Source organism: Mycobacterium sp. ITM-2016-00316, from assembly GCF_002968335.2.
In the GTDB taxonomy this organism is placed as follows: Bacteria; Actinomycetota; Actinomycetes; order Mycobacteriales; family Mycobacteriaceae; genus Mycobacterium.
Genome location: NZ_CP134398.1, coordinates 3,236,773 through 3,262,624, shown reverse-complemented (window position 1 = coordinate 3,262,624; position 25,852 = coordinate 3,236,773). Strand labels below are relative to the sequence as shown.

Annotated in this window: 24 protein-coding genes and 1 pseudogene; 13 read left to right on the top strand and 12 right to left on the bottom strand. The window is 67.9% G+C overall.

The features are described from left to right. The first annotated feature begins 9 nt into the window (after positions 1 to 9). Both C6A86_RS15755 and C6A86_RS15750 read left to right on the top strand, forming a co-directional pair. Positions 10 to 1,419 (top strand): MFS transporter, encoded by a 1,410-nt coding sequence (locus C6A86_RS15755; protein WP_105366481.1) that lies wholly within the window; start codon positions 10 to 12, stop codon positions 1,417 to 1,419. A gap of 10 nt (positions 1,420 to 1,429) precedes the next feature. Next, positions 1,430 to 2,284: an endonuclease/exonuclease/phosphatase family protein gene (locus C6A86_RS15750; protein WP_105366480.1), complete on the top strand. Its 855-nt coding sequence runs from the start codon at positions 1,430 to 1,432 to the stop codon at positions 2,282 to 2,284. A 10-nt stretch (positions 2,285 to 2,294) separates the two neighbouring features. On the opposite strand, the gene C6A86_RS15745 is transcribed toward C6A86_RS15750, so the two are convergent. The 9 genes and pseudogenes from C6A86_RS15745 to C6A86_RS15705 form a co-directional block, all read right to left on the bottom strand. Next, a complete protein-coding gene (locus C6A86_RS15745; protein WP_105366479.1) occupies positions 2,295 to 4,358 on the bottom strand; it encodes a hypothetical protein in 2,064 nt (687 codons plus the stop codon). Positions 4,359 to 4,404: 46 nt separating this feature from the next. Beyond that, positions 4,405 to 6,575, bottom strand: a pseudogene (locus C6A86_RS15740) (malate synthase G). 27 nt (positions 6,576 to 6,602) lie between these two features. Beyond that, positions 6,603 to 7,496, bottom strand: a complete 894-nt coding sequence (locus tag C6A86_RS15735; RefSeq protein WP_105366477.1) for a 3-methyladenine DNA glycosylase — start codon at positions 7,494 to 7,496, stop codon at positions 6,603 to 6,605. Next, positions 7,496 to 8,548 (bottom strand): hemolysin family protein, encoded by a 1,053-nt coding sequence (locus tag C6A86_RS15730; protein WP_105366476.1) that lies wholly within the window; start codon positions 8,546 to 8,548, stop codon positions 7,496 to 7,498. Before C6A86_RS15730 ends, C6A86_RS15735 begins: the two co-directional genes overlap by 1 nt. After that, a complete protein-coding gene (locus C6A86_RS15725) occupies positions 8,538 to 9,920 on the bottom strand; it encodes a hemolysin family protein (RefSeq protein WP_105366475.1) in 1,383 nt (460 codons plus the stop codon). The genes C6A86_RS15730 and C6A86_RS15725 overlap by 11 nt, the downstream gene beginning before the upstream one ends. A gap of 226 nt (positions 9,921 to 10,146) precedes the next feature. Beyond that, entirely contained in the window at positions 10,147 to 11,640 is a 1,494-nt protein-coding gene (locus tag C6A86_RS15720) for a GuaB1 family IMP dehydrogenase-related protein (RefSeq protein ID WP_199196454.1), read from the bottom strand. A gap of 57 nt (positions 11,641 to 11,697) precedes the next feature. Then, positions 11,698 to 13,152, bottom strand: a complete 1,455-nt coding sequence (gene gndA / locus C6A86_RS15715; protein WP_105366473.1) for an NADP-dependent phosphogluconate dehydrogenase — start codon at positions 13,150 to 13,152, stop codon at positions 11,698 to 11,700. 64 nt (positions 13,153 to 13,216) lie between these two features. Further along, positions 13,217 to 14,164, bottom strand: coding sequence for a M56 family metallopeptidase (locus C6A86_RS15710; RefSeq protein WP_105366472.1), 948 nt, complete (start codon positions 14,162 to 14,164; stop codon positions 13,217 to 13,219). A 14-nt stretch (positions 14,165 to 14,178) separates the two neighbouring features. Beyond that, positions 14,179 to 14,595: a BlaI/MecI/CopY family transcriptional regulator gene (locus C6A86_RS15705; protein WP_105366471.1), complete on the bottom strand. Its 417-nt coding sequence runs from the start codon at positions 14,593 to 14,595 to the stop codon at positions 14,179 to 14,181. A 216-nt stretch (positions 14,596 to 14,811) separates the two neighbouring features. On the opposite strand from C6A86_RS15705, the gene C6A86_RS15700 reads away from it, so the two are divergent. The 8 genes from C6A86_RS15700 (at position 14,812) to C6A86_RS15665 (ending at position 20,609) form a co-directional block, all read left to right on the top strand. Further along, entirely contained in the window at positions 14,812 to 15,591 is a 780-nt protein-coding gene (locus C6A86_RS15700; RefSeq protein WP_105366532.1) for an iron reductase, read from the top strand. A gap of 154 nt (positions 15,592 to 15,745) precedes the next feature. Further along, on the top strand, positions 15,746 to 16,147 hold the full coding sequence (locus tag C6A86_RS15695; RefSeq protein WP_199196453.1) for a PaaI family thioesterase: 402 nt from the start codon (positions 15,746 to 15,748) through the stop codon (positions 16,145 to 16,147). A 45-nt stretch (positions 16,148 to 16,192) separates the two neighbouring features. Beyond that, on the top strand, positions 16,193 to 16,495 hold the full coding sequence (locus C6A86_RS15690; RefSeq protein WP_105366470.1) for an urease subunit gamma: 303 nt from the start codon (positions 16,193 to 16,195) through the stop codon (positions 16,493 to 16,495). A 12-nt stretch (positions 16,496 to 16,507) separates the two neighbouring features. After that, positions 16,508 to 16,825, top strand: coding sequence for an urease subunit beta (locus C6A86_RS15685; RefSeq protein ID WP_105366469.1), 318 nt, complete (start codon positions 16,508 to 16,510; stop codon positions 16,823 to 16,825). Beyond that, positions 16,822 to 18,543 (top strand): urease subunit alpha, encoded by a 1,722-nt coding sequence (locus C6A86_RS15680; RefSeq protein ID WP_105366468.1) that lies wholly within the window; start codon positions 16,822 to 16,824, stop codon positions 18,541 to 18,543. The genes C6A86_RS15685 and C6A86_RS15680 overlap by 4 nt, the downstream gene beginning before the upstream one ends. Next, positions 18,543 to 19,268, top strand: coding sequence for an urease accessory protein UreF (locus tag C6A86_RS15675; protein WP_105366467.1), 726 nt, complete (start codon positions 18,543 to 18,545; stop codon positions 19,266 to 19,268). Before C6A86_RS15680 ends, C6A86_RS15675 begins: the two co-directional genes overlap by 1 nt. 26 nt (positions 19,269 to 19,294) lie before the next feature. After that, positions 19,295 to 19,975 carry an urease accessory protein UreG gene (gene ureG / locus C6A86_RS15670; protein ID WP_105366466.1) on the top strand — a complete coding sequence of 227 codons (681 nt, stop codon included), beginning with the start codon at positions 19,295 to 19,297 and terminating at the stop codon, positions 19,973 to 19,975. Position 19,976: 1 nt separating this feature from the next. Next, on the top strand, positions 19,977 to 20,609 hold the full coding sequence (locus C6A86_RS15665) for an urease accessory protein UreD (RefSeq protein WP_105366465.1): 633 nt from the start codon (positions 19,977 to 19,979) through the stop codon (positions 20,607 to 20,609). Here C6A86_RS15665 and C6A86_RS15660 read toward each other — a convergent pair. The 3 genes from C6A86_RS15660 to C6A86_RS15650 all read right to left on the bottom strand — a co-directional run bounded on the left by C6A86_RS15660 (position 20,606) and on the right by C6A86_RS15650 (position 23,751). Further along, positions 20,606 to 21,991, bottom strand: coding sequence for an NAD(P)/FAD-dependent oxidoreductase (locus C6A86_RS15660; RefSeq protein ID WP_311100751.1), 1,386 nt, complete (start codon positions 21,989 to 21,991; stop codon positions 20,606 to 20,608). The two genes, C6A86_RS15665 and C6A86_RS15660, sit on opposite strands and share 4 nt — an antisense overlap. 92 nt (positions 21,992 to 22,083) lie before the next feature. Beyond that, positions 22,084 to 23,010, bottom strand: a complete 927-nt coding sequence (locus C6A86_RS15655) for an LLM class F420-dependent oxidoreductase (protein WP_105366463.1) — start codon at positions 23,008 to 23,010, stop codon at positions 22,084 to 22,086. Positions 23,011 to 23,079: 69 nt separating this feature from the next. After that, on the bottom strand, positions 23,080 to 23,751 hold the full coding sequence (locus C6A86_RS15650; protein ID WP_105366462.1) for an SDR family oxidoreductase: 672 nt from the start codon (positions 23,749 to 23,751) through the stop codon (positions 23,080 to 23,082). Positions 23,752 to 24,086: 335 nt separating this feature from the next. Here C6A86_RS15650 and C6A86_RS15645 point away from each other — a divergent pair, with 335 nt between their 5' ends. The 3 genes from C6A86_RS15645 (at position 24,087) to C6A86_RS15635 (ending at position 25,836) form a co-directional block, all read left to right on the top strand. Further along, on the top strand, positions 24,087 to 25,064 hold the full coding sequence (locus tag C6A86_RS15645; RefSeq protein ID WP_311100750.1) for an alanine and proline-rich secreted protein Apa: 978 nt from the start codon (positions 24,087 to 24,089) through the stop codon (positions 25,062 to 25,064). Between the two features lie 200 nt (positions 25,065 to 25,264). Further along, positions 25,265 to 25,528: a GlsB/YeaQ/YmgE family stress response membrane protein gene (locus C6A86_RS15640; RefSeq protein WP_105362012.1), complete on the top strand. Its 264-nt coding sequence runs from the start codon at positions 25,265 to 25,267 to the stop codon at positions 25,526 to 25,528. A 5-nt stretch (positions 25,529 to 25,533) separates the two neighbouring features. Then, positions 25,534 to 25,836, top strand: a complete 303-nt coding sequence (locus C6A86_RS15635; protein ID WP_105362013.1) for a GlsB/YeaQ/YmgE family stress response membrane protein — start codon at positions 25,534 to 25,536, stop codon at positions 25,834 to 25,836. Positions 25,837 to 25,852: the final 16 nt, after the last annotated feature.

Sequence of the window (25,852 nt, the reverse complement as noted above, 5' to 3'; positions counted from 1 at the left end):
GTGGGGTAGATGGACACAGTTGCGGCAGGTCCCGCACGTACGCCCTCGCGGACACGCTCGGCGCTGCTGCTGGTGGCGCTCTGCGGGGCCGCCTTCCTGGAGGGCATCGACATCGCGATGTTCAACATCGCCCTGCCGGTGATCCGCGAGGCCTTGGCGCTGCCGACCGTCCAACTCCAGTGGGTGGTCAGCGGTTACGTCATCGGCTATGGCGGTTTCATGTTGCTGGGCGGGCGCACCGCCGATGTCTACGGACGGCGGCGGGTCTTCCTGATCGCCCTGGTCGTCTTCATCGGTGTCTCTGCGCTCGGTGGGATTGCGCCCAGTGGGGCGATGATCATCGCGGTCCGCGTCATCACCGGTATCGCGGCGGCCTTCCTGATGCCGGCCGGGCTCGCCATCATCACCACCAGCTTCCCCGAAGGCCCGCAACGGGATCGCGCGGTGCTCATCTACGCGGGCATCGGCGCTGCCGGATTCTCGCTCGGGCTGATCGCCGGCGGTGTGCTGACGGCCTTCGGCTGGCGCTGGGTCTTCTTCGCTCCCGTCGTGCTGGCGCTCGCCGTGCTGGCCCTGGGTCTTCCGCTGATCCCACGCGACACCGTCAGAGCGCGGCGTTCACTCGACCTGCCCGGCGCCCTGCTGATCACCGGCGCGGTGGTCCTGACCGTCACCACGATCGAGAATGCCGCGCACGCTTCCGTTTTCGCCTCGGCAGCGACGGGTGCCGTCGCGCTCATGCTGTTCGCCGCATTCACCGTCCGGCAGCGCACCGCCGCCGACCCGCTCGTCCCTCCTGGTCTGCTGCGCAACGGCAGCCTGGTCAACGCCTATATCGGTGCCGGCTGTCTGGCGGGTGGCTTCATGGGGTTCCAATTCATCGTGGTGCTCTATCTGCAGGAATTACGCGGGTGGTCGGCACTGACCACGGCGTTGGCGCTGCTGGTGGTCGCCATCGACGCCATCCTTGCGCCGACACTGACCCCGGTCCTGGTCCGCAGGTTCGGGCTGTGGCGGGTCATCGTGGTCGGCATGTTCTTCTCGGCATTGTCGTTCGCGTTGTTCACCGGTGTCGAGGACGACTGGGCGTACCTGAGCATGCTGCCCAGCTTCCTGGCGCTGGGGATCGCGTTCACCCTGGCCTACGGCCCACTGACCATTGCCGCCACCGACGGCGTCGAGGAAGCAGCGCAGGGCCTGACCGGGGGGTTGCTCTACACCACCTTCCAGTTCGGCGCGGCGATCGGGCTCGCTGTCACCACCGCCGTCCAGGTCGCCGTCCTGGCAACGGGTGCCGACCTGCTCGAGTCATACCGTGCGGCGCTGCTGGTGCCGCTCGGGGTCGGACTGATCGGAATCGCGGTGACACTGCCGCGGGCGTGGCGGGCTCCGCGGGGGTGCGCCACCGCAGCGGAGTAGCTTGGGCAGCATGGACCGGCTGTGGCGCGGCTATTTCCGTCGCCCGGCACAGGTCCCCGTGCTGCGGTTCGATCCCGGACGCCGAAGGTGGGTCGCCGCACGCGAAACGGCCTGCCCGGGCCACGTCGAACGCCTCACCGTCACGACGTACAACATCTGGTTCAACGACCACCACGCCGGGCAGCGCCATCGCACCATCGCCGAACTGCTGTCCCGAGAATCCCCGGACATCATGGTTTTTCAGGAGGTGACCCCCGATGCTCTCGCCGTGTTCGGAGAACAACCCTGGATCCGGGAGCGCTATCGAAGTGCCGCGGCGGTCGGGGGCCGCCGGGGCAACTACGGCATGCTGCTGCTGTCCCGCGTCCCCGTCGACACCGTCACCTACACGCCGCTGCCGACCCGATTGTCTCGTGGATACCTGACCGCACAGCTCACCGTCAATGGTGAGCTGCTGACCGTCGTCGGTATCCATCTCGAAAGCGGCAAGGCGTCAGCGCCTCTGCGTGCCCGCCAGCTCGAGCGGATCTTCGCATCCCAGCGCGACGCCGAGAACGTGGTGATGTTGGGCGACTTCAACATCCGTGACTCCGAGAACGCCATCATCGACCCGGACTACCGGGACGCCTGGCCGATGCTGCGCCCGGGAGAACCCGGGTACACCGAGGACACCACCATTAACCACATGCGGTTCGACATGAAGGACAAGCGCCGCCACGTCCGATTCGACCGGGTGCTCACCGCGGGTGATGCCTGGGTACCCGAATCGATCGAACTACTGGGCCGCGAACCGATTTCGGCCGCACTGCCGCGGGTGTTCCCGTCGGATCACTTCGGGGTGCGCTGCGTGCTGCGGCGGCGCTGAACCGGCCCGCTCAGCCCAGGAATTCGGCGACCGCATCGGCCAGACCGGGATCGGCCGAGCTGGGCACATTGCGGTACTCGCCGCCACTGGCCTGTGCGACCTCTTCCCACGTCGAGCGGTCAGGGTCGTCGCCGAGATTGATGACGTTGACCGCGACCGGCCGATCCGGTTCCACCGCGCCCTGGATGTAGGAAATCAGTCCCGGGCCGTCCAGACTGCGGTCGGTGTGCGGGCCGGAGGTGATCACCAGCACCGAATTCGGTTCACCGGCGCGGAAGTTCGCCAGCGCCTCGGCGTAGATCAGCCGCAGCGTGGTGAAGGACACCGCGCCGCCACCGGAGCTCGTCTGGGACTGCAGATTCGTTGACAGTGCCGCCGAGCGCGGTTCGCCACCGACATCGTCACCGAGCGGTCCGGTGGTGGTCACCGAGCGTCCCGCCACGCCGTCGAAGGTCCACAGACCCACCGACGACGTCGGCGACAGCATCTGCAGCCGGTCGTTGAGCGCGGCGGTCACATTGGTCAGCCGGCTACGGCCGCCCTCGTCGACGGGCATCGACTGATCGAGCATCACGGTGACCGTGCCGCTCTGGGCGGGTGCGGTCATCCGGGTGGCCAGCGTGGCGCGGGACTCCGCGTCCCCGAACGACAAGGGCTGGGCGAGCGCCGGGAAATCGGTGACCGGGCTGGCCGGCGGTGCCACCCCTTCGACGCGGAATCCGGCCTTGGCGAGCTCGGCGAGTTGCTCGGGTTTGCGCATGAAGCGGTCGAACTCGCTCGCCGCGGCCAACTGTTCCTTGGACAGCCAGTCACCGCTGAGCAGCACCGCGGGGAAGTCGGCCACCGACGCCGGCCCCGAGGGGATCCAGGAAGCGAGCTTGCCGGCGGCATCGGCGAGGTTCGCGCCCCGCTCGAACAGCTCCTGCTCGGTGGTGGCGACGGCGTGCACGGGTGCGGTTGCCGGGTCGGCGGCGTTGACGAGGGCATCCAAAGCGGTCGAGGCGGCGGCGTCGGCCAACTCGGGTTGCCCGGCAAGCAGGCGTTGGGCGGCGCCCGCGCCCGCACTGCCCGGCGAGCCGGCGGGCGCCGAGGCGGCGGCCACCGCTTCGGAGGCCAGGTATGCGGCGTCGCTGTTGTCGGCGAGCGGCAGAGCCAGTTTCAGGGCACCCCAGCCCGGCAGGTTGAGCCCGTCGAGCCCGGCCGGGTCGCTCTGCAGCCCCGGCAGGGCCGACCAGCTCTGCTGGCCCAGCGCATCTTTGAGTTCGGGCCGGACGGCCAGCACGACCGGCGAACTCACCAGCGGCCGGCTGTCGATGACGGTCTTGCCGCCGCTGGCCGTCTCCAGCCGTGCCTCCGAGATCGAGCTCGCCGGAATCCACAGGGCCGGGCGGTCACCGAGTTCACCCGGCCAGGACTCGGCGAAACCGTTGATCACCGCGGTGGAGTCCGCGGCCTGCACCGCGACCTGCACACAGCGGTCACCCACCGGGTCGGCGGTCGCGCTGTACTGCTCGGCGAAGGTGCCGACCTGTTCGGCGATGGCAGGGTCGGCGATGACCGCGACGGTCACCTCGCCCTCGACGCAACGATCGGCGGAGGCCTGGCTGCGGTTGGACAGCGCGTCACCGAAGAAGCGCCACAGGATGACGGCGCCGACCACCACGACGACGGTGATGAGGGCGCCGATGACGACGGGGCTGACCTTGCGACGCCCGGTGGTCACCGCACGGTGACTGCCGGTCCACTCGCCGTCCTCGTAGGTGCGCTGGCGGCCGGTGACCGAGAACGCCTGGGTCGGCGAATCCTCGTCGGCGACGGCGGGGAAACCTCGCGGTGCCGGGTCGGGCTCGTCGTACCCGCGATCGACTTCGTATTGGTAGTCGTCAGGGCCGTACTCCTCGGACCCGTAGTCATCGGATCGGTAGTCGTCAGGACCGTATTCGTCGGCCCCGTAACCGGAGTCGCGCACACCCGCGTCACTGTCCCCGGCGGGTTCCGACCCGTAACCGGCGTCCGGCCCGTTGCCGGTCCGGTCGTCGGCCTCGTCGGGGTCGGGAATGCTGTGCCTGCCCATCCCTACCCTCTCAACTCGTCGTGTCGAATGCCCCGCCGAAGTCTAGTCACAGGCTTGCGGCACGCGCCTTGAACTCGCGGCGGCGCCGGTGCAGGATCGGCTCGGTGTAGCCGCTGGGCTGCTGGGTGCCGGACAGGATCAGTTCCTGTGCGGCCTGGAAGGCGATGCTGGCCTCGGGATCGGGTGCCATCGGCAGGTAGTCGGGGTCGCCGGCGTTCTGCTCGTCGACGACAGCGGCCATCCGGCGCAGGCTGGCCTTGATGTCGCCCTCGGTGATCACTCCGTGGCGCAGCCAGTTGGCCAGCAACTGACTCAAGATGCGCAGCGTGGCGCGGTCTTCCATCAGCGCGACGTTATGGATGTCGGGCACCTTGGAGCAGCCGACACCGGCGTCGACCCAGCGCACCACGTAGCCCAGGATGGACTGGCAGTTGTTGTCGACCTCTTCGTGGATCTCATCGGTCGACCAGGCGAGCTCACCGGCCAGCGGGATGGTCAGCAACTCGTCGACGGTGGCGCGCCGCTTGCCTGCGAGTTCCTTCTGCACCGCCGCCACGTCGACCTGGTGGTAGTGCATGGCGTGCAGGGTGGCCGCCGTCGGGGAGGGCACCCACGCGGTGGTGGCGCCGGCGCGGGGCTGGCCGATCTTCTGCTCGACCATGTCGGCCATCAGATCGGTCATGGCCCACATGCCCTTGCCGATCTGGGCGCGCCCGGACAGGCCGGTGGCCAGGCCGACGTCGACGTTCTGGTCCTCATAGGCCTTGATCCACGGCTGGCTCTTCATGGCGCCCTTGCGGATCATCGGGCCGGCCTCCATCGAGGTGTGGATCTCGTCGCCGGTGCGGTCCAGGAAGCCGGTGTTGATGAACACGACCCGGTCGGCGGCGGCCTTGATGCAGGCCTTGAGATTCAGCGTGGTGCGGCGTTCCTCGTCCATGATGCCGACCTTGAGGGTGCCCTGGGGCAGACCGAGGACATCTTCGACTCGGCTGAACAACTCGCAGGTGAACGCGACCTCGTCGGGCCCGTGCATCTTGGGCTTCACGATGTAGATCGAGCCGGTGCGACTGTTGGCGTGCGGACCCGTCTCGTCGCTGACCGTCAGTCCGTGGGTGGCGATCAGGCCGGTGAACAGGGCGTCCTGGATGCCCTCGGGGATCTCGTTGCCGTCGGCGTCCACGATCGCGTCGTTGGTCATCAGATGCCCGACATTGCGGACGAACAGCAGGCTGCGCCCGGGCAAGCTGAGCTGGCCCGTGCCGTCGGGGGTGCTGAACGTCCGATCGGGGCTGAGCACCCGGGTGAAGGACTTGCCGCCCTTGCTGACCTCTTCGGCGAGATCGCCGCGGTTGAGCCCCAGCCAGTTGCGGTAGCCCAGGACCTTGTCCTCGGCATCGACCGCGGCCACCGAGTCCTCGAAATCCATGATGGTGGTGATGGCGGACTCCAGCACGACATCCTTGATGCCGGCCTTGTCGGTCGACCCAACCGGCGAGTCCGGGTCGATCAGGATCTCGATGTGCAGGCCGTTGTGCTCCAGCAGCACCGACCAGGCCGGGGCGCCGAGTTCACCGGTGTACCCGACAAAGGCGCTCGGATCGGCGAGAGCGGGGACAGCACGCCGTCGGTGATCGTCACCTCAGTGATGTCGGTCCAGGAGCCCGAGGCCAGCGGGACGGCCTCGTCGAGGAAGTTGCGGGCGTAGGCGATGACCTTGTCGCCGCGCACCCGGTTGTAGGAGGAGCCCTTCTCGGCGCCACCCTCCTCGGGGATCACGTCGGTGCCGTACAGCGCGTCATACAGCGAACCCCAGCGTGCGTTGGCGGCGTTCAGCGCGAAGCGGGCGTTGAGGATCGGCACCACCAGCTGCGGGCCCGCGGTGCTGGTGATCTCGGCGTCGACGCCGGAGGTCGTGATGCTGAAGTCGGCGGGCTCGGGCGCCAGGTAACCGATATCGGTGAGGAATTGCTTGTACTCGGCGGCATCGAAGGGACCGATGACCCGGGCACGGTGCCACTTGTCGATCTGGGCCTGCAGGTCATCACGACGGGCCAGCAGATCCTGGTTCTGCGGAGTGAGGTCGGCGATGACCTTGTCCACACCCGACCAGAAGGTATCGGGATCCAGGCCGGTGCCGGGCAACGCTTCCGTCGTGATGAAGTCGTGCAGCACCTTGGCGACCCGCAGGTTTCCCACCGTCACGCGCTCGGTCATGTTTCCTCCCTTAGCAGTCGGACTAGTTTACCCGCCGGTAACTACCGGTGACCCCGCGGAGGACCGGGTGAGCAGCAGGTCACACCGGCGAGCCAGCTCCGCACGCAACGGCGCCGCCCGTTCGGTGATGCCCTGCTGCGCTGTGACGTACTCGGCGCGGCCTGCGGCGGTCTCGATGGCAATCGGGTCGAAACCATAGTCGGTCAGGTCGTATGGGCTGGCACACATGTCGACCGCCCGTGCGTCGGCGGCCAGTTCCAGGCAGTCCATCACCAGCTCCGAGGGCACCAGCGGTCCCAGTTTGTAGGCCCACTTGTAGCAGTCCATTGCCGCGTGGATGCAGCCCGGCTGCTCGGTGACCAGCTGGGTGTCGCGGCGCAACCGCTCACCGTTGCGCTCGGCGGCGGCCGGGGTGAAGAACCTGAAGGCGTCGAAATGGCTGCATCGCAACGGCATCGAATCGACGACGGCATCGGTGCCGGCCGACCCCAGCCGCAGTGGGACCTGGCCGTGGCGCACCTCCGGCGAGCGGTAGACCATCGCCCATTCATGCAGCCCGAAACAGTTGAACCGGGCGGGCCGCTGCGCGGTACCCGACAGCAGGTCGGCGATGAACGCCACGGTGTCGCGCCGGGCCGTCAGCAGCTCAGCGGTCACCGTCACGGTGCCCTCGATGCGCTGGTAGCCGGGGCGGGTGGCGAAGCGTTCGGCGGCGGGTCCGGCGAGCGCGACGCCGAAGCCGGGATGCCAGCGCCGTAGCTGGCGGGGCCGCAGGCTGTAGTAAGTGAACAGGAAATCCCACACCGGATGGGGTTCGCCGCGCTGCGCGCGCTGCTGATGCGGCGCGGTGAACCGCGCGACACGCTGCTGGTGCGCGGCCTCCCGAGCCAGCCAGTCCGATTCGGTGAGGACGGTCGCCATCAGATCCGGTTCGTCCCGTCGCGCACCGTGCCGACCAGATCTTCCACCAGATCCTCCAACGTCACCATCGCCGTGACCCGGCCACCGTCGGTGACCAGTGCGAGGTGACTCTTGTTGCGGCGCAACCGGGTCAGCGCATCGGGCAGCGGCAGCGTGGATGCCACCTCGATCAGCGGGCGCACCATCGCGGCGTCCAGCGTGGTGCGCTCCTCGTGGAGCACCGGCAGCACATCCTTGATGTGCAGGTAGCCCAGGTAGCTGCCGTCGGCATTGGTCACCGGGAAGCGGGAGTACCCGGTTTCCGAGAGCGCCCGCTCGACTGCCGCGATCGTGGGTCCGGACCCCGGTGCTGCCGACGGCACCGCGTGGATCCGGTCCAGCGGGATGGCCAGATCCGCCACGCTGCGATCACGGATTTGCAGGGCGCGGGTCAGCCGGGTGTGCTCCTCCCGGTCGAGCAGACCCTCCGACAGGGACTCGGCGATCATGTCGGACAGCTCGACGGTGGAGACCGTGACGTCGAGTTCGTCCTTGGGTTCCACCCGCATCGCCCGCAGCGTGGTGTTGGCGGCCCAGTTGTAGAAGCCGATGAGCGGGCGCACCGCGCGGATGTACATCAGGTACGGCGGTACCAGCAGCATCGCGGTGGCTTCCGGTCCGGCGATGGCGATGTTCTTGGGCACCATCTCGCCGAGCAGCACGTGCAGGGTCACGACCACCGCGAGCGCGACGATGAATGACACCGTGTGCAGGACGGCGTCGCCGACGCCGATCAGCGCGAACGGTTTCTCCAGCAGATGGGCCACCGCGGGCTCGCCGACCCGGCCGAGCAGGATCGAGCAGATGGTGATGCCCAGCTGCGCGCCGGCCAGCATCAGCGAGAGGTTCTCCGCCGCACGCATCACCGTGACTGCGCGTTTCTTGCCCTGCTCGGCCAGCGCTTCGAGGCGGTCACGCCGCGCCGAGATCAGGGCGAACTCGGCGCCGACGAAGAACGCGTTGAGGCCCAGCAGCAGGACGGTCAGTGCGACCGCGAACAGGTCACCGCCCATCGGAGCGCTCCTTGCCCTCGGCGGGTGATCCGTCGGCGCCGGCGGTCTCGACGAGCTCCAGCAGGTCGATACGCCGGCCGTCCATCCTCAGGATCCGGGCCTGCCAGCGCACCGGGTCCTCACCGGGCTTGTCCGGGTCGAACTCGGTGAGCTCCACGGTTTCGCCGACGTCGGGGATGTGCCCGAGCTTCTCCAGGACCAGGCCGCCGATCGTCTCGTAATCGCCCTCGGGGGCCCGGAACGGTGTCTCGGAATCGACCTCGTCGATCCGCAGCAGTCCGGAGACCTGCCAGCCGGCCCGGCTCTGCACCACATCCGGTGTGGCGTCATCGTGTTCGTCGCGCACATCGCCGACGATCTCTTCGATCAGGTCCTCGAAGGTGACCATGCCCGCGGTGCCGCCGTATTCGTCGACGACCATGGCGGTCTGGATCCCGTTGCCGCGGATCTGGGTCATCACCGCGTCGCCGTCGAGCGACGCGGGCACTGTGGGCACCGGCACCGCCAACCGGGACAACGGGGTGGTGGCGCGCCGCTGCGCCGGCACCTCGAAGACCTGCTTCACGTGCACCATGCCGACGGTCTGGTCGAGGTCGCCGTCGACGATCGGGAAACGCGAATAGCCGGTGCGGATCGAGGCGTCCAACAGGTCGGAGACGGTGTCCTCCAGTTCCAGCGATTCGATCTTGGACCGTGGGGTCATCAGTTCCTCGGCGGAACGGTCGCCGAACTGCAGTGAACGGTCGACCAGGACGGCGGTATCGGCGTCCAGCGCGCCGCTGCGCGCCGAGGTACGCACCAGCGACACCAGTTCCTGCGGGGAACGTGCCGAGCGCAGTTCCTCGGCCGGTTCGATGCCCAACCGGCGCAGGATCCAGTTCGCGGTGCCGTTGGTGGCCTTGATGACCGGGGTGAACAGCTTGGAGAAGTACCACTGCGGCGCGCCCGCGAAACGGGCGGTGGGCAGTGGTTTGGCGATGGCCAGATTCTTGGGCACCAGCTCACCGAAGATCATCGACACCGAGGTGGCGATCAGCAGCGCCAGCACCAGAGCGATCGGGCTCACCCAGTCGGCGGGGACGCGCAGCGCGGTCAGCGGCGCGTAGAGCAGCCGGGCCACCACGGGTTCGGCCAGGTAACCGGTGGCCAGCGTGGTGATCGAGATGCCGAGCTGCGCGCCGGACAGCTGGAAGGACAGGGTGCGGTGTGCCTTGAGGACGAACTGATCGCGCCGTCCGCCGGTCCGTGCGTTGGACTCGACGATGCTGCGTTCCAGTGCGGTCAAGGAGAATTCGGCCGCGACGAACAAGGCGGTTCCTGCGGTCAGCAGGATGAACGCGAGCAGGCTGAGCAGCGTCATGGTGAGACTCATCGTCTGCTCACCGCGGGTCTGCCGGGCCTGATGCCCGGCCGGCTACTGGACGGCTCGGATTCACCGGGTTCGCTGGGCGAGGGCGGTGTGCCGAGCGGAATCCCGGAGCCCAATCGATCTCCGCGGGCTTCCACGGGTGCCTGTGGCACGGGGTCCCTCTCTGTATTGACGGATGTCATGGCGACGGAATCGCTACATGGTAACTGCCCGGATCGGGCCGGCGGAATCACCAACCGGTGGGCAGCGGGTGTCCCTCGGCGAACCCGGCGGCCGACTGCACGCCGAGGACGACCTTGTCGTGCAGTTCGGGCAGCGTCGTGGCGCCGACGTAGGTGCAGGTGCTGCGCACCCCGGAGGTGATGTGGTCGAGCAGGTCCTCCACGCCACCGCGCGCCGCGTCGAGAGCCATCCTGGAGCTGGAGATGCCCTCTTCGAACAGACCCTTGCGGGCTCGGTCGAAGGCGCTGTCGGCGGCGGTGCGCGCGGCCACCGCGCGTTTGGAGGCCATCCCGTAGCTCTCCTTGAAGGGCTGTCCGTCCCGGTCGCGCAACAGGTCGCCGGGTGATTCGTAGGTGCCGGCGAACCAGGAGCCGATCATCACGTTGGAGGCGCCCGCGGCAAGTGCCAGGGCCACGTCGCGGGGGTGGCGCACCCCGCCGTCGGCCCACACGTGAGCGCCGAGTTCCTTTGCTGCCGCTGAACATTCGACGACGGCCGAGAACTGTGGGCGCCCGACGCCGGTCATCATGCGGGTGGTGCACATCGCGCCGGGGCCGACACCGACCTTGACGATGGAGGCACCCGCGCCGATCAGGTCGCGGGTGCCCTCGGCGGACACCACGTTCCCGGCGGCGATCGGCAGACCCAGATCGAGTGAGGCGACCACCGCGATGGCCTCGAGCATCTTGGCCTGATGACCGTGTGCGGTGTCGATCACGAGCAGGTCCGCCCCGGCCTCGGCGAGCCCGCGGGCCTTGGCGCCGACGTCACCGTTGATACCGACCGCCGCGGCGATGCGCAGCCGCCCCGAGGCATCCACGGCGGGGGTGTAGATGCCCGCGCGGATGGCGCCGGTACGGGTCAGCACACCGGTGAGTTCACCGTTGTCGTCGGTGAGCACCGCGACGTCGACCGGAGCGTGCTCGAGCAGGTCGAACACCTTGCGCGGTTCGGTGCCGGCCGGCGCGGTGATGAAGTCGCTGATGGCGATGTCGCGGACCCGGGCGAACCGGTCCACCCCGGCGCAGGAGGCCTCGGTGACCACGCCGATCGGCCTGCCCTCGAACACCACCACCGCCGCGCCGTGCGCGCGCTTGTGGATCAGCGCCATCGCATCGGAGACCGAGTCGTCGGGGCCCAGGATGACCGGGGTGTCGACGACCAGATCGCGGCTCTTCACGAAGTCCACGGTGTGCTGGACCACCGAAAGCGGCAGATCCTGGGGCAGCACCACGATGCCGCCGCGGCGTGCCACGGTCTCGGCCATCCGTCGGCCCGCGACGGCGGTCATGTTCGCCACCACCACCGGGATGGTGGTGCCCGATCCGTCGACGGTGGACAGGTCCACATCGAAGCGGGACGCCACATCGGAGCGTCCGGGAACGACGAAGACGTCGTTGTAGGTCAGGTCGTAGGGCGGGGTGTGACCGTTGAGGAACTGCACGTCACCGATTCTAGTGGGGTAGTGCGCCGCGCAATGTCGCCCTGACAGCGCCGCCATGGATATATGTGCGTGGCTCCGCTGTCAGGGTGACATTGCAATCGGGTTCGGGGAATCTCAGGCCTCGACCTCGCTGCGGTCACCGCTCCACAGGGTGTGGAATCGCTTGTCGCGGTCGGTGTCGATGCGGCCGTAGGTGTGGGCGCCGAAGAAGTCGCGCAGGCCCTGGGTGAGCGCCGCCGGCAGCCGCTCGGTGCGCAGTCCGTCGTAGTAGGACAGCGCGGAGCTGAAGCCGGGGATCGGGATGCCCAGCTCGGTGGCCTTGACCACGACGCGGCGCCAGCTGTCGATGGCGGCCTCGATGGCGTCACGGAAGTACGGGTCGACGATCAGGGTGGGCAGGTCGGCATCATTGTCGAAGGCGTCCTTGATGCGGTTGAGGAACTTGGCCCGGATGATGCAGCCGCCGCGCCAGATGGTGGCCATGTCGCCGGGGGTGATGTCCCAGTTGTACTCGGCGCTGCCGGCCTGGATCTGGTTGAAGCCCTGGGCGTAGGCGATGATCTTGGAGGCGTACAGCGCCTGCCGGATGTCCTCGGTGAACTGCGCTGCATCCGTTGGTTTTTCGCCGAGATCGCCGGAGGCCAGGCCGGTGGTGGCCGTGCGCTGGGCCACCGAGCCCGACAGTGCGCGGGCGAACACCGCTTCGGCGATGCCGGTGACGGGCACACCCAGATCCAGTGCGGACTTCACCGTCCAGCGGCCGGTGCCCTTCTGCTCGGCTTCGTCGAGGATCAGATCGACCAGCGGTGTGCCGGTCTTCGCATCGACCTGGCGCAGTACCTCGGCGGTGATCTCCACCAGGTAGCTGTCCAGATCGCCGGAGTTCCAGTCGGTGAAGACGTCGGCGATCTGTCCGGCGGCCAGGCCCAGGCCGTCGCGCAGCAGTTGGTAGGCCTCGCCGATGAGCTGCATATCGGAGTACTCGATGCCGTTGTGCACCATCTTCACGAAGTGCCCGGCGCCATCGGGGCCGATGTGGGTGCAACACGGCACCCCGTCGACGTGCGCGGAGATCTCCTCCAGCAGCGGACCCAGTGAGACATAGGACTCGGCGGGGCCGCCGGGCATGATCGAGGGGCCGTTGAGCGCGCCCTCCTCGCCGCCGGAGATGCCGGCGCCGACGAAGTGCAGACCCCGCTCCCGGATCGCCTTCTCGCGGCGGATGGTGTCGGTGTAGAGCGCGTTGCCGCCGTCGATGATGATGTCGCCTTCCTCCATCGCGTCGGCGAGCTCATTGATGACGGCGTCGGTCGGGTCACCGGCCTTGACCATGATCAGCACGCGGCGCGGCTTCTCCAGCGCGTCGAGGAACTCGGCGATCGTCTCGCTGCGCACGAAGTTGCCCTCGGAGCCGTGCTCGGCCAGTAGCGCATCGGTTTTGGCGATCGAGCGGTTGTGCAGCGCAACGGTGTAGCCGTGCCGGGCGAAGTTCCGCGCGATGTTGGATCCCATGACCGCGAGGCCGGTGACCCCGATCTGTGCCTTACCGGTGTTGCCCGAACTGGTCATGCGGCAGCCTTTCGTGTCGTCTACGTCTTCGATGGTGAATCGCCGCCGGTTCGGGGTTTATGCCCTAGTGACTGAACAAGCGGTGCAGCTCGGTGAGCCAGGGAAGTGCCAGCGCCACCGTGGGAATGATCAGGATCGCAGCCGCTGCGGTGTAGGCCGCGACTGCCAGGGCAAGACTATTGCCCTCGCCGCAGAGCCGCTGTACGCGCACCACCGTGGTCGGTCCGCCGGCGGCCAGCGCGCCGGACGGGGTGCGCCCGCCCGCGCACGCGACCAGCGCACGGGCCAGGGGAGTGGGGCCGGCGACCCGGACGGCGGCGTCGTCGGCGAGCAGTTCGATGAGCAGCCGGACGGCGTCCAGGGCGTTACCGCTGCGGACGAACCGCGGAAACGCGGCGTGGACGGCGGTGAACATCTCCAGCACCAGATCGTGGCGGGCTCGCAGGTGGGCTCGTTCGTGGCTGAGGATTGCCGAGATCTCGGATTCCGAGAGCGTGGTCAGCGCGCCTTCGCTGACCACCACGCGGCTGCGCACGCCGGGCAGGCAGTAGGCCATCGGTTGGGCGACGCCAAGGACGCGCAGTCCGCTGGGCCGACGGGCGGGGGTGGGCACTTCGTCGCGTGACATGCCGACGAGGTCGACGACCATGCGGTGATGGGCGCGCCGGCGCCGGGTGGCGATGGCCACCAGCACGACGGCGATGATCAGCCGCGCGCCGATCATCAGGGTGAGCGCGAAGACCACCACGTACAGCGCCCACAGCGGCCAGCCCAGCACGGCGATTTCGCTGGTCAGCGTGGCGGTGGGGCGGCCGTCTGGACCGGGGACGAACAGCCGGCTGGCGATCGCTATACCGGCGGAGAACGCCGCGAGCACCGCGGCGAGTGCGATGGCCTGCCAGAGCACGATGGCGGCGCGCGGCGCGCGTAGGGGCCAGGATGCGCGCGCGAGGAGCGCGGGAACTGGACCGACGAGCACCAGCGCGACGATGGAGAAGGCCAGCGCGGACACGTCGTCAGTGTCCCTCAGCCGGTACCCGAATTACCAGCCGGTGGGACAACCCGGTGCTTGGATTCCAGTTCGGCGAGTGCGCGGCGCAGCGCGTCGGCCTCGTCCGCGCCCACTCGTTCGACGAAATGCACCAGAGCGGCCTCCCGGCTGCCGGAGTCCGAGACCTGGTCGAGTGCGTCGACCATCAGTCCGGCGACGAGCTCGTCGCGGCCGTGGGTGGGGGCATAGCGGTGGGCGCGGTCATCGCGATGCTGGACGACGAGATTCTTCTTCGCCAGCCGCTGCAGGACCGTCATGATCGTGGTGTAGGCGAGGTCGCGGCGCGCAGCAAGAGCCTCGTGGACCTGTCGCACCGTTTGTGGTTCGCGCGAGGTCCAGAGGTGGTCCATCACTTCGCGCTCGAGTTCCCCGAGCCGCGTCAACTTGGCCATGTTCTGTTCACTCTCCTGAGCAATGGAATCAGGGTACTACGCGCTTACTACCGCGCGTCGTATCCCTTCTACGCGCCAGGTCGGTTACCTGGAGCCGTTCTCTCCTGCGCCGGTCACGGCCCATTTCCGAGGTACCTGTGAGTCCAGTCACAGGTACTGGTCCGCTTGACGCCGATGACTATAGTAAGGCTAACCTAACCGAAGAAGGAGGTGCTGATGACGGTCGTGGTCGACGATCCGCTGATCGCACGCATGTCGATTAGGCGGGCACTGCCGCTACATGAGTCCAGCCGGCGGTTGCGGGAGCTCTATCCCGAATGCCCGCGGGTCTACGGCGTGGCGGTGATGGGTGATCTGTCCCGGCGGCGTTGGTGGCCGCTGGTCGAGGTGATGACCACCGACCGCCTGCGCACCATGTTCGACGCCGCGGTCGCCGAGACCGACAGCCGTGCCGCGGTCGCGCAGCAGCTGGCGGCGACGCTGTCCCATGTCGTGATAGGGCGGGTGGTGCCGTTGATCGCGCTGGAGGGTCGAGCGTGGGACACCGGGCTGGAGAACCTGTGGGTGCACGTCGATTCCGAGGGTGCCATCGACTGGGTCGGGGTGGTTGACCCGACGCTGCGCGCGCTGCCGGACGATCCGCATCTGACGCAACGCGCCACGGTCGGCACGGTGCGCACCACGCGCGACGGCATCGTCGCGCTGCCCAGTGAGGCGGCCCTGACGACCTGGGTGGCCCATCGCAGTCACCGGGCCCTGGCCCCGCTGTTCGCCAAGCTCTATGAGGTCAGTGGCGGCGCCATCTCGATCGCCTCGATGTGGAACATCGTGGGAGCGGCCGTCGTCGGCGCATCGACCCAGGTACCCCTGCTGGCCGGGTCCAGTGAGCTGACGAGCATGTGCCGCGGCCAGGCAATCCTCGACGCCTTGGTCGGGTTCGGCCTGCCGGTGCGCGGCGCCAGTAGAACTGCCGCAGGGAAGGTCTTGCTAAATTAGGGCAGCCTTGCCTATTATTTAGGTGCGAGGCTAACGGACCGAGCCGGAGTCCTGAGGGCTGCAGAGACCCCCGGTCCACTCGAAGGAAGGGCCCCACGCGTTACGCGTGGGGCCCTTCCGCATTCCGTGATCAGACCGTGTAGACACAGATCTCGTGACCGCATCTCTGCCTCCCGGCCTCGGCGCCGGCTTCGACAGCGAATTGGGACTGCAATACCTGGAGGTGACCCCCGACGGCGGACGCGCCCGTCTGGAGATCACCGACAAGGTGAAGCAGCCCTGGGGGATCGTCCACGGCGGCGTCTACTGCGCCATCGTGGAAAGCCTGGCCAGTGTCTCCGGACACGTCTGGCTTGCCGAGCACGGCGGCGGGACCGTCGTGGGTGTGAACAACAACACCGATTTCCTGCGTGCCATCAAATCCGGCACGGTGACGGCGGTTTCGACGCCGATCCACCGGGGCCGGCGGCAGCAGCTGTGGCTGATCACCATCACCGATGAGGATGACCGCACGGTGGCGCGCGGCCAGGTCCGGCTGCAGAACATCGCGGAATGACGTGAGCGCTGCTGATTCGCCCAAGGCGTGGCAGTATCGCGCACTATGCGTTTAACGCCGCATGAACAAGAGCGGTTACTCATCTCCTACGCGGCCGACCTCGCCCGGCGACGGCAGGACCGAGGGCTGCGGCTGAACCATCCCGAAGCCGTCGCGCTCATCACCGACCACATCCTGGAAGGCGCGCGCGACGGACGCACGGTGTCCGAACTGATGGTCAGTGGCCGCGATGTGCTGACCCGTGAGCAGGTCATGGACGGTGTGCCGGAGATGCTCCATGACGTCCAGGTCGAGGCGACCTTCCCGGACGGCACCAAGCTCGTCACCGTCCACCATCCGATTCCGTGACAGGGGTGTGGCATGTACCCAGGTGAGATCGTCTTCGGTGACGGCGATATCGGCCTCAGTCCGGGCGCGCCGCGCACCTCGCTCGACGTGGTCAACACCGGTGACCGGCCGGTGCAGGTGGGCAGTCATGTGCACCTGCCGCAGGCGAACTCGGCTCTGGAATTCGATCGCGACGCCGCGCACGGGCACCGTCTCGACATCCCCGCCGGCACCGCGGTGCGCTTCGAACCCGGCATCGCCCAGCATGTTTCGCTGGTTCCGTTGACCGGGACGCGTGAGGTGTACGGGCTTTCGCTGAATCCACCGGGCAGATTGGATGCGCCACAGTGACCTACCTCTCCCGCGACCGTTACGCCGCCCTGTACGGTCCCACCGCCGGCGACCGGATCAGGCTGGCCGATACCGACCTGTTCATCGAGATCACCGAGGACCGCAGCGGCGGACCGGAATTGGCCGGTGACGAGGCGGTGTTCGGTGGCGGCAAGGTGCTGCGCGAATCGATGGGCCAGAGCCGGGCAACCCGGGCCGACGGTGCGCCGGACACCGTCATCACCGGTGCGGTGATCCTCGACTACTGGGGAATCATCAAGGCCGATATCGGGATCCGCGATGGCCGCATCGTGGCGATCGGCAAGGCGGGCAACCCCGACATCATGTCCGGGGTGCACCCCGACCTGGTGGTCGGCCCGTCCACCGAAATCATCTCCGGCAACGGCCGCATCGTCACCGCGGGTGCGATCGACTGCCACGTCCACCTGATCTGTCCGCAGATCATGGAGGAGGCCCTCGGCGGCGGCATCACCACCATCGTCGCCGGCGGGACCGGGCCGGCGGAGGGCAGCAAGGCCACCACCGTGACGCCCGGCTCCTGGCACCTGGCACGCATGCTGGAAGCGTTGGATACCTGGCCGCTCAACATCGCGCTGTTGGGCAAGGGCAACACCGTCAGCCATGAGGCGATGTGGGAGCAATTACGCGGTGGTGCAGCCGGATTCAAGCTGCACGAGGACTGGGGCACCACGCCCGCCGCGATCGACGCCTGCCTGACCGTGTCCGAGGCCGCCGGCGTGCAGGCCAATATCCACACCGACACGCTCAACGAGATGGGGTTCGTGGAGGACACCCTGGCTGCGGTGAAGGGCCGATCCATCCACGCGTACCACACCGAGGGCGCGGGCGGCGGGCACGCACCAGACATCATCACGGTCGCCGGTGAACCCAACGTGCTGCCGAGTTCGACGAACCCGACCCGCCCGCACACCGTCAACACGCTCGACGAACATCTGGACATGTTGATGGTGTGCCACCACCTCAACCCGCGGATCCCCGAAGATCTCGCGTTCGCGGAAAGCCGGATCCGCCCCTCGACCATCGCCGCAGAGGATCTGCTGCACGATATCGGCGCGATCTCGATGATCGGCAGCGATGCCCAGGCCATGGGGCGTATCGGCGAAGTGGTGCTGCGCACCTGGCAGACCGCGCATGTCATGAAGCGCCGCAGGGGATTCCTGGAAGGCGACGTGCGGGCAGACAACAACCGGGCCCGTCGCTATGTCGCGAAATACACCATCTGCCCGGCGGTGGCGCACGGCATGGATCACGAGATCGGTTCGGTGGAGGTCGGCAAACTGGCCGATCTGGTGTTGTGGGAGCCGGCCTTCTTCGGTGTCCGCCCGCACGCCGTCATCAAGGGCGGCATGATCGCCTGGGCGGCGATGGGTGATGCCAATGCCTCCATTCCGACCCCGCAACCGGTGCTGCCCCGGCCGATGTTCGGCGCCGCGCCCGCGGCCGCAGCGGCAACGTCGGTGCATTTCGTGGCACCGCAAGCGCTCGAGGACGGTCTGGCCGACCGGCTCGACGTCAAGCGAAGGTTGCTGGCGGTGGGCAACGTACGGCAGGTGGGCAAGGCCCAGATGCCGCTCAACGACGCCTTGCCGCGGATCGAGGTCGACTCCGATACTTTCACCGTCCGCATCGACGGCGAGGTATGGCAGGAGCAGCCCGCCACCGAACTGCCGATGGCGCAGCGTTACTTCTTGTTCTGATGCTTGCCAATTCCCCGTCGCTTCGCTCGCCCGAGCCGATTCCCCCGTCGCTTCGCTCGCCTGAGCCGATCTCCCCGTCGCTTCGCTCGCCCTCGTCCCTGGCGACACTTCTCACGCTGGCCGATTCCCGGCTACCCACCGGCGGTCACGTGCACTCCGGCGGCATCGAAGAGGCGATCACGGCGGGGCGGGTCACCGGCGTCAGCACGCTGCGGGCCTACCTCTGCCGCCGGATCCGCAGTCAGGGCCTGGTGAGTGCGTCCCTGGCGGCCGCGGTACACACCGGCAGTCTGGCGGTCGACGCCGCCGACACCGAAACCGATGCCCGCACACCGTCTCCGGCATCGCGGGCGGCATCGCGGGCGCAGGGGCGTGGGCTGGTGCGGCTGGCGAAACGGGTGTGGCCCGAACACGATTGGCAGCCCGTCGGCATCAAACCTCACCTCGCGGTGGCGGCGGGCGCGGTCGGTATCGCCGGCGGGATGGCGCCCGAACACACGGCGCTGTCGATCGTGTACACCACGATGACCGGGTCGGCCACGGCGGCGCAACGGCTGCTGGCGCTCGATCCCGCCGATGTCGCGGCACTGACTTTCGAGTTGTCCGCGCTGTGTGAGCAGACCGCCGCGCTGGCCGTCACGGAACTCGCCGACCTGTCCGATCCGTTGCTCGATGTGTTGGCCGAGGCCCACGCAGTGCGCGAGCGTCCCCTTTTTGTGTCCTGAATTCCGAGAGCTGATGAGGTCCAGACATGCCACCACATTTCATCGACGGCGAACCGCACACCCATGCCGACCGGCCCAAGCGGGTGCGTCAGCCGGGGGAGCCGCTACGCATCGGCGTGGGCGGCCCGGTGGGGTCCGGAAAGACGGCCCTGGTGGCCGCGCTGTGCCGTCAGCTGCGCGATGAGATCTCGCTGGCCGTGCTGACCAACGACATCTACACCACCGAGGACGCCGACTTCCTGCGCAGGCATGCCGTGCTGCCCGACGAGCGCATCGCCGCGGTGCAGACCGGAGGCTGCCCGCACACCGCCATCCGCGATGACATCACCGCCAATCTGGATGCCATCGACGACCTGATCGCCGCCAATCCCGGTCTGGACCTGATCCTCGTCGAGTCCGGCGGCGACAACCTGACCGCCACGTTCTCCTCCGGCCTCATCGACGTGCAGATCTTCGTCGTCGACGTGGCCGGCGGTGACAAGGTGCCGCGCAAGGGCGGGCCCGGGGTGACCTTCTCGGATCTGTTGGTGATCAACAAGACCGACCTGGCGCCCATGGTCGGTGCCGATCTGGACGTGATGCGCCGGGATTCCGCCCAGGTGCGGGGAGACCGTCCCTTTGTGCTCATCTCCCTCACCGACGACCCGACCGCCGGCCCGGTGCTGCAGTGGGTGCACGAGCAGCTACGGGTACCGGTCGCGGGCTGAGATGCGTTCCGACGTCTTGTTGGTGGCCCGGCCCGGCCGCGGCCCGCACATCGAATGCGCGGGCGGGCTCGCCGCGCGTCGCACCGAGCCCGACGCCGTACACCTGCTGTCGGCCGCGGCGACACCGCTGGGCGGGGATGTCATCTCGGTGCGGATCGTCGTGGAGGCCGGCGCGCGGCTGCGGGTGCGCAGTGTCGCGGCCAGCGTCGCGCTCCCGGGTGCGGGAAGCGTGGTGTCGCACAGCTTCTGGGATCTGGAGGTGGCAGGTGAGCTCGACCTCGATCCCCAGCCCACTGTCGTGGCGGGCGGCGCGCGCCACCACACCAGCACCCGGTTGCGGGTGGGCGGGACCGCGACGGCACGGGTGCGCGAGAGCGTGCAGATCGGCAGAACCGGTGAGGACCAAGGGTTCTGGACCTCGGCGCTGCATGCCGATGCAGACGGCACGCCGCTGCTACGGCACCGGGTGGAGCTGGGCGCGGGATCGGTGGCCGACGACGAGCTGGGCACACCGCTGGCGTGTGTCAGCGAACTGCGTTATCCGGAAACCGGATTCGACAGCCCCGGCACCGTCCTGGAGCTGGCCGGTGGCGGCAGTCTGTCGACGTGGCAGGGACAGCGATTGGGCGGCTAGCTGGCCGCCTTCTCGCGTTCCTGTACCGAGGCGGCGATCTCCTTGAGTTCCTCGATCCTGGTGCGGGCGTAGGCCTGCTGCTCGGTGATGGTCAGCTGACCACGCTGGCGGCTCAGGAACGTCACCGCCCAGGAGAGCAGGGTGGCGATCTTGGTCTTGAAGCCGACCAGGTAGATCAGGTGCAGCCCCAGCCACGCGAGCCAGGCGATGAAGCCGCCGAACTCGAGCTTGCCGACCTTGGCCACGGCGTTCCACTTCGACACGGTGGCCATCGAGCCCTTGTCGAAGTACTTGAACGGCACCCGGGGCTTGGGCTTGGTGCCGTGGGCACGCGCAGCGGCCTCGTTCTTGATGATCGCGGCGACGTACTTGGCGCCCTGGATGGCGCCCTGCGCCATACCCGGTACACCGTCGACGAACGCCATATCGCCGACCACGAACACGTTGGGGTGTCCGGGGATCGACAGGTCGGGGTTGACCTTGACGCGGCCTGCGCGATCGATCTCGGTCTCGGACTGGGCGGCCAGATCCCTGCCCAGCGGGCTGGCCTGCACACCGGCCGACCACACCTTGGACGCCGACTCGATCCGGCGGATGGTGCCGTCCTTGTCCTTGACGGTGATGCCGTTGCGATCGACGTCGGTGACCATGGCGTTGAGTTGGATCTCGACGCCCATCTTCTCAAGTCGCTCCTTGGCCTTGAGGCCGAGCTTCTCGCCCATCGGGGGCAGGACTGCGGGGGCGGCGTCGAGCAGGATGACGTGCGCCTCGGTGGGATCGATATGCCGGAAGCTGCCCTTGAGCGTCTGGTCCGCCAGTTCCTGGATCTGGCCGGCCATCTCCACACCGGTCGGCCCGGCACCGATGACGACGAACGTCAGCAGCTTCTTGCGGCGCTCCGGGTCGCTCGACCGCTCGGCCTGCTCGAAGGCGCCCAGGATGCGGCCGCGCAACTCCAGTGCGTCATCGATCGTCTTCATGCCGGGGGCGAACTCGGCGAAATGATCGTTGCCGAAGTACGACTGACCGGCACCGGCGGCAAGGACCAGCGTGTCGTAGGGCGTGCGGTAGGTATGACCCAGCAGAACAGAGTCGATCGTCTGGTTCTCCAGGTCGACGTGGGTGACGTCACCGAGCAACACCTGGGCGTTCTCCTGCTTGCGCAGGATCAACCGGGTCGGCGGCGCGATCTCGCCCTCGGAGATGATTCCGGTGGCCACTTGATACAGCAGCGGCTGGAACAGGTGGTGGGTGGTACGGGCGATCAACTTGATATCGACATCGGCACGCTTGAGTGCCTGTGCGGTGTTCAATCCACCGAAACCCGAACCGACGATGACGACCTTGTGCCGATCCGATGCCGTAGCTCCCGGGTGGCTCATCTCTGCTCCTAGCGAAGTACTTTGTCAATACAACCCTAGGGTAGTCGGTGGCCATCCCACCAGCGCGGTGAGATGGCGCACCGACCAAGATTTCACCCGCCGATCACCGGCTTCAATGCCTCGGCCACCGCAGTGACGCCACCTGGTACATAACCGCCCATCGTCACCGGGCTGAGGATCACCCCGTCGACACCGGCGTCGTAGACCTTCTCCTTGACCTGCTCGGCGACCTGCTCGGGGGTGCCGAAGACCGCCTGCTGTTTGAAGTCGTCGGGGATCATGTCCGCGGTGAACTGCTCGCCGATCAAGGCCACCACCAGCATGCTGGTCTCCAGCGTGGCGGGGTCGCGGTCGATCTTCTCGCAGTTCTCCTTGACGACGGCCAGCTTGCGGGGCAGCTCGTCGAAACCGGCGATGATGTTGAGGTGGTCGAAGTGCCGCGCGGCCAGTGGGATGGTCTTCTTCTCGCCGCTGCCGCCGATCATCAGCGGAATGTGCTCGCGGAAGCGGGGATTGGCAAAGGCTTCCTGAGTCTTGTAGTACGCGCCGTCAACCGTCACGCGCTCGCCCTTGAGCATCGGCACGATGATCTGCAGGGCCTCGTCGAGCTTCTTGAAGCGGTCGGTGAAGGTGCCGAACTCGAAGCCCAGGCTGTCGTGCTCCAGCTCGAACCAGCCGGTGCCGATGCCGAGGATGGCACGGCCCTGGCTGATCACGTCCAGCGTGGTGATGGCCTTGGCCAGCACCGTGGGGTTGCGGTAGGTGTTACCGGTGACCAAGGTTCCCAGTTGGACCCGCTCGGTGGCGGTGGCCAGTGCGCCGAGTGCCGTGTAGGCCTCCAGCATCGGCTCCTCGGGCGCGCCGAGGCCGGGCAGTTGATAGAAGTGGTCCATCACGAAAACCGAGTCGAAGCCGGCATTCTCGGCTTCCTGCGCCTGCGCGACGACGGTGGGGAACAGTTCGGAGACGCTGGTGCCGTAGGAGAAGTTGGGAATCTGGAGTCCGAGTCGAATCGCCATGGGACTCACGTAACCACAACTAAGCGGAGCGGTCACCCCGTTTTAGCTCGGGGCGAACATGGGAATATCTCAGCCGAAGTTGGCGAGCGCGCCCTGGCTGACGTGCAGCGTCTCGCCGGTGATGTGCCTGGCCGCCGGGGTGGTGAGAAACAGTGCCAGACGGGTGATTTCGTCGGCGGTCGTGGTGGGGGAGCCGCCGAGGCCGTCGTAGCCGGGGTCGACGCCACGGCCGGCGGCGACGAGGTTGATCGTGATGCCGCGGACGCCGAAGTGGGCGGCTTGGCCGGAGGTCCAGTTCGACAGCGCCGCCTTGATGGCGGCATCGGCGCTGCCGTCGGCGGGATTCGACGCCACCACGTTGACGATCGAGCCGCCCGAACTCAGCTGGTCGCCCAAAATCGACACCGTCAGGACCGCGGACAAGACCGTGGTGTCCAGCGCGTGGCGCCAGGCCGACGCACGGTCGGTCAGCGTGTGGGTGCGGGGGTCGCCGGCGTCCCAGCGCGGGGCGGGCACATTGATGATGCCGTCGAGGTGCTGCGGGAAGGCGCCGCGGGCGGCTTCGAGGCTGGCTGGATCGTTGTTGTCGAAGACCACATAGTCGACATCGAGTTCCTTGGCCGCCACTTCGAGCTCGGCGCGCTGCGCACCGGCGATCACCACGTTGTGGCCCTCGTCGCGGAACCCGCTTGCGATGACACGGCCCAGTTCGGTATCGCCACCGGTGACGAGCAACTCCATGGGATCTCCTTGGTTCAGCGCTGAAGCCAGCGAGTGACGGTCATGTTACTGGACAGTAGCTAGGTGGGGGAAATCAGACGCGCCGGGCGTGCGGGTGGCCGGCAACGTCGCGTAACGGAACGCGGGGCGGCGGCGACGTACGGAGTGAGAACCCCACCGGGGCGCGGACGGCACACCCGAGCGCCATCGGTGGACTCCGTCGCGGGCTCGTAAATTCAGCAACGCTGCGCACCGGCGTCTGCGTAGGCTTTAAAGGTTCGCAGCAACATCTCAGCTTGGCAGTCAATGAGCAACTCACACTTGCGTCACGGCCGTAACACGGTAGTTTCTTCACCATGGATCAGTCGGACGTGAATTCCTCACACCGCAAGCGGCTCGGCAAGAGGCTTACGGTCGCTGTAGCGGTTGCGTCCGCGGCGGCCCTGACCCTTCCGGTCGCGGTGTCGCACGCGGAACCGGTGCCACCCGCGCCGGCCCCCGCCCCCGCTGAACCGACGCCGCCGCCCCCGCCGGCCGATCCCAACGCTCCGCCGCCGCCCGCTGCACCTCTGCCGCCGGGCGTGCCGCCCCCGCCGCCCGATCCGAACGCACCGCCCGTCGACCCCAACGCTCCGCCCCCGCCGCCGGAGCCGGAGCCGGGCCGCGTCAACAACGCTCCCGGTGGTTTCAGCTATCTCCTGCCCGAGGGCTGGAAGGTGGCCGACGCCACCCAGTTGTCCTACGGGCAGGCGCTGCTGACCAAGATCCCGCCGCCCGGTACCGAGCAGCCGCCGAACGACACCAGCGTGCTGCTGGGCCGCCTCGACATGAAGCTGTTCGCCGGTTCCGAGGCCGACAACGCCAAGGCGGCAGCCCGACTGGCCTCCGACATGGGCGAGTTCTTCATGCCGTTCCCGGGGACCCGGCTCGGCCAAGAGACCGTGCCGCTGACGGCTGGTGATCTCACCGGCACCGCCTCCTACTACGAGGTGAAATTCACCGACACCAGCAAGCCGACCGGACAGATCTGGGCCGGTGTGGTCGGTGCCCCCACCGCGGCTGCCCGCGGTCAGCGCGCACCCGAGCGCTGGTTCGTGGTGTGGCTCGGTACGGCCAACAACCCGGTGGACAAGGGTGCCGCGGTGACGCTGGCCCAGTCGATCCGGCCGTGGAGCCCGCCGCCACCGCCGCCACCGCCGGACCCGAACGCGCCTCCGCCGCCGCCGGATCCGAACGCGCCCCCGCCCGATCCCAACGCGCCGCCGCCGCGTCCCGGCGTCGGTGTCCCGGTGCCCGTCGATCCGAACAGCGCCCCCGGGATGCTGCCGGCGTAATTGCGCTGACCATCGCAATGTCGCTCTGAGGGCCGCGGCGCGGATATACATCCGCAGCGGCCTCCTCGGGGCGACATTGCGTTGCGTGTTCACTGCGGCGATGGGAGATCGTGCCCGTTTCGCGGGCATGATCGTTACCTTGAGTCGGTAATCCATAGATATGGGCCTGGCGGCCATGTCGGGCCCGGGGAGGATGTCTCATGGGCACCATCATCGGAACCATCATCTTTGGCGCAGTGATCGGCGTGCTGGCGCGTCTGGTCATTCCTGGCAAGCAGTCGATCGGGTGGGTGATCACCATCGTCCTCGGCGTCGCCGGTGCCCTCATTGGTTATTGGGCCTGGGGCCTAATCGCTAGCGAGGGGAACGCCAATACCGGCGGTATCGACTGGATCAGGTGGGCAATCAGCATCGCTGCTGCCGCGGTTCTTACCTTGGGCTACACCGCGGCGACCAAGAAATAGCCAGAATGAGTATCTTTGCCGCCCAAGAGTATTTGGCTTTTGCGCCGCCGACGGCTGTGAGCTGGCTGAGCTACATCGTCATCGGCGGGATCGCGGGTTGGTTGGCTGGCAAGATCGTGCGCGGCGGTGGTCAAGGCATCGTGCTGAACATCGTTGTCGGCATTATCGGCGGTTTCTTGGGTGGATTCCTGCTGGAAAGACTCGGCGTCGATGTCATTGAGGGCCGCCGCTGGTTCACCTTTTTCACCTCGCTACTTGGTGCAGTGCTGCTGTTGTGGATCGTCGGTCTCATCCGCAAAAAGTCCTGATCAGGCGCGGGTGCCG

What these genes read in the sequence shown, in the direction of transcription:
- C6A86_RS15755 (WP_105366481.1), top strand. Translation starts at nt 10, where the DNA reads ATGGACACAGTTGCGGCAGGTCCCGCACGTACGCCCTCGCGGACACGC.
- C6A86_RS15750 (WP_105366480.1), top strand. Translation starts at nt 1,430, where the DNA reads ATGGACCGGCTGTGGCGCGGCTATTTCCGTCGCCCGGCACAGGTCCCC.
- C6A86_RS15745 (WP_105366479.1), bottom strand. Translation starts at nt 4,358, where the DNA reads ATGGGCAGGCACAGCATTCCCGACCCCGACGAGGCCGACGACCGGACC.
- C6A86_RS15735 (WP_105366477.1), bottom strand. Translation starts at nt 7,496, where the DNA reads ATGGCGACCGTCCTCACCGAATCGGACTGGCTGGCTCGGGAGGCCGCG.
- C6A86_RS15730 (WP_105366476.1), bottom strand. Translation starts at nt 8,548, where the DNA reads ATGGGCGGTGACCTGTTCGCGGTCGCACTGACCGTCCTGCTGCTGGGC.
- C6A86_RS15725 (WP_105366475.1), bottom strand. Translation starts at nt 9,920, where the DNA reads ATGAGTCTCACCATGACGCTGCTCAGCCTGCTCGCGTTCATCCTGCTG.
- C6A86_RS15720 (WP_199196454.1), bottom strand. Translation starts at nt 11,640, where the DNA reads ATGGCGGCGCTGTCAGGGCGACATTGCGCGGCGCACTACCCCACTAGA.
- gndA (WP_105366473.1), bottom strand. Translation starts at nt 13,152, where the DNA reads ATGACCAGTTCGGGCAACACCGGTAAGGCACAGATCGGGGTCACCGGC.
- C6A86_RS15705 (WP_105366471.1), bottom strand. Translation starts at nt 14,595, where the DNA reads ATGGCCAAGTTGACGCGGCTCGGGGAACTCGAGCGCGAAGTGATGGAC.
- C6A86_RS15700 (WP_105366532.1), top strand. Translation starts at nt 14,812, where the DNA reads ATGACGGTCGTGGTCGACGATCCGCTGATCGCACGCATGTCGATTAGG.
- C6A86_RS15690 (WP_105366470.1), top strand. Translation starts at nt 16,193, where the DNA reads ATGCGTTTAACGCCGCATGAACAAGAGCGGTTACTCATCTCCTACGCG.
- C6A86_RS15685 (WP_105366469.1), top strand. Translation starts at nt 16,508, where the DNA reads ATGTACCCAGGTGAGATCGTCTTCGGTGACGGCGATATCGGCCTCAGT.
- C6A86_RS15675 (WP_105366467.1), top strand. Translation starts at nt 18,543, where the DNA reads ATGCTTGCCAATTCCCCGTCGCTTCGCTCGCCCGAGCCGATTCCCCCG.
- ureG (WP_105366466.1), top strand. Translation starts at nt 19,295, where the DNA reads ATGCCACCACATTTCATCGACGGCGAACCGCACACCCATGCCGACCGG.
- C6A86_RS15665 (WP_105366465.1), top strand. Translation starts at nt 19,977, where the DNA reads ATGCGTTCCGACGTCTTGTTGGTGGCCCGGCCCGGCCGCGGCCCGCAC.
- C6A86_RS15660 (WP_311100751.1), bottom strand. Translation starts at nt 21,991, where the DNA reads ATGAGCCACCCGGGAGCTACGGCATCGGATCGGCACAAGGTCGTCATC.
- C6A86_RS15655 (WP_105366463.1), bottom strand. Translation starts at nt 23,010, where the DNA reads ATGGCGATTCGACTCGGACTCCAGATTCCCAACTTCTCCTACGGCACC.
- C6A86_RS15650 (WP_105366462.1), bottom strand. Translation starts at nt 23,751, where the DNA reads ATGGAGTTGCTCGTCACCGGTGGCGATACCGAACTGGGCCGTGTCATC.
- C6A86_RS15645 (WP_311100750.1), top strand. Translation starts at nt 24,087, where the DNA reads ATGGATCAGTCGGACGTGAATTCCTCACACCGCAAGCGGCTCGGCAAG.
- C6A86_RS15640 (WP_105362012.1), top strand. Translation starts at nt 25,265, where the DNA reads ATGGGCACCATCATCGGAACCATCATCTTTGGCGCAGTGATCGGCGTG.
- C6A86_RS15635 (WP_105362013.1), top strand. Translation starts at nt 25,534, where the DNA reads ATGAGTATCTTTGCCGCCCAAGAGTATTTGGCTTTTGCGCCGCCGACG.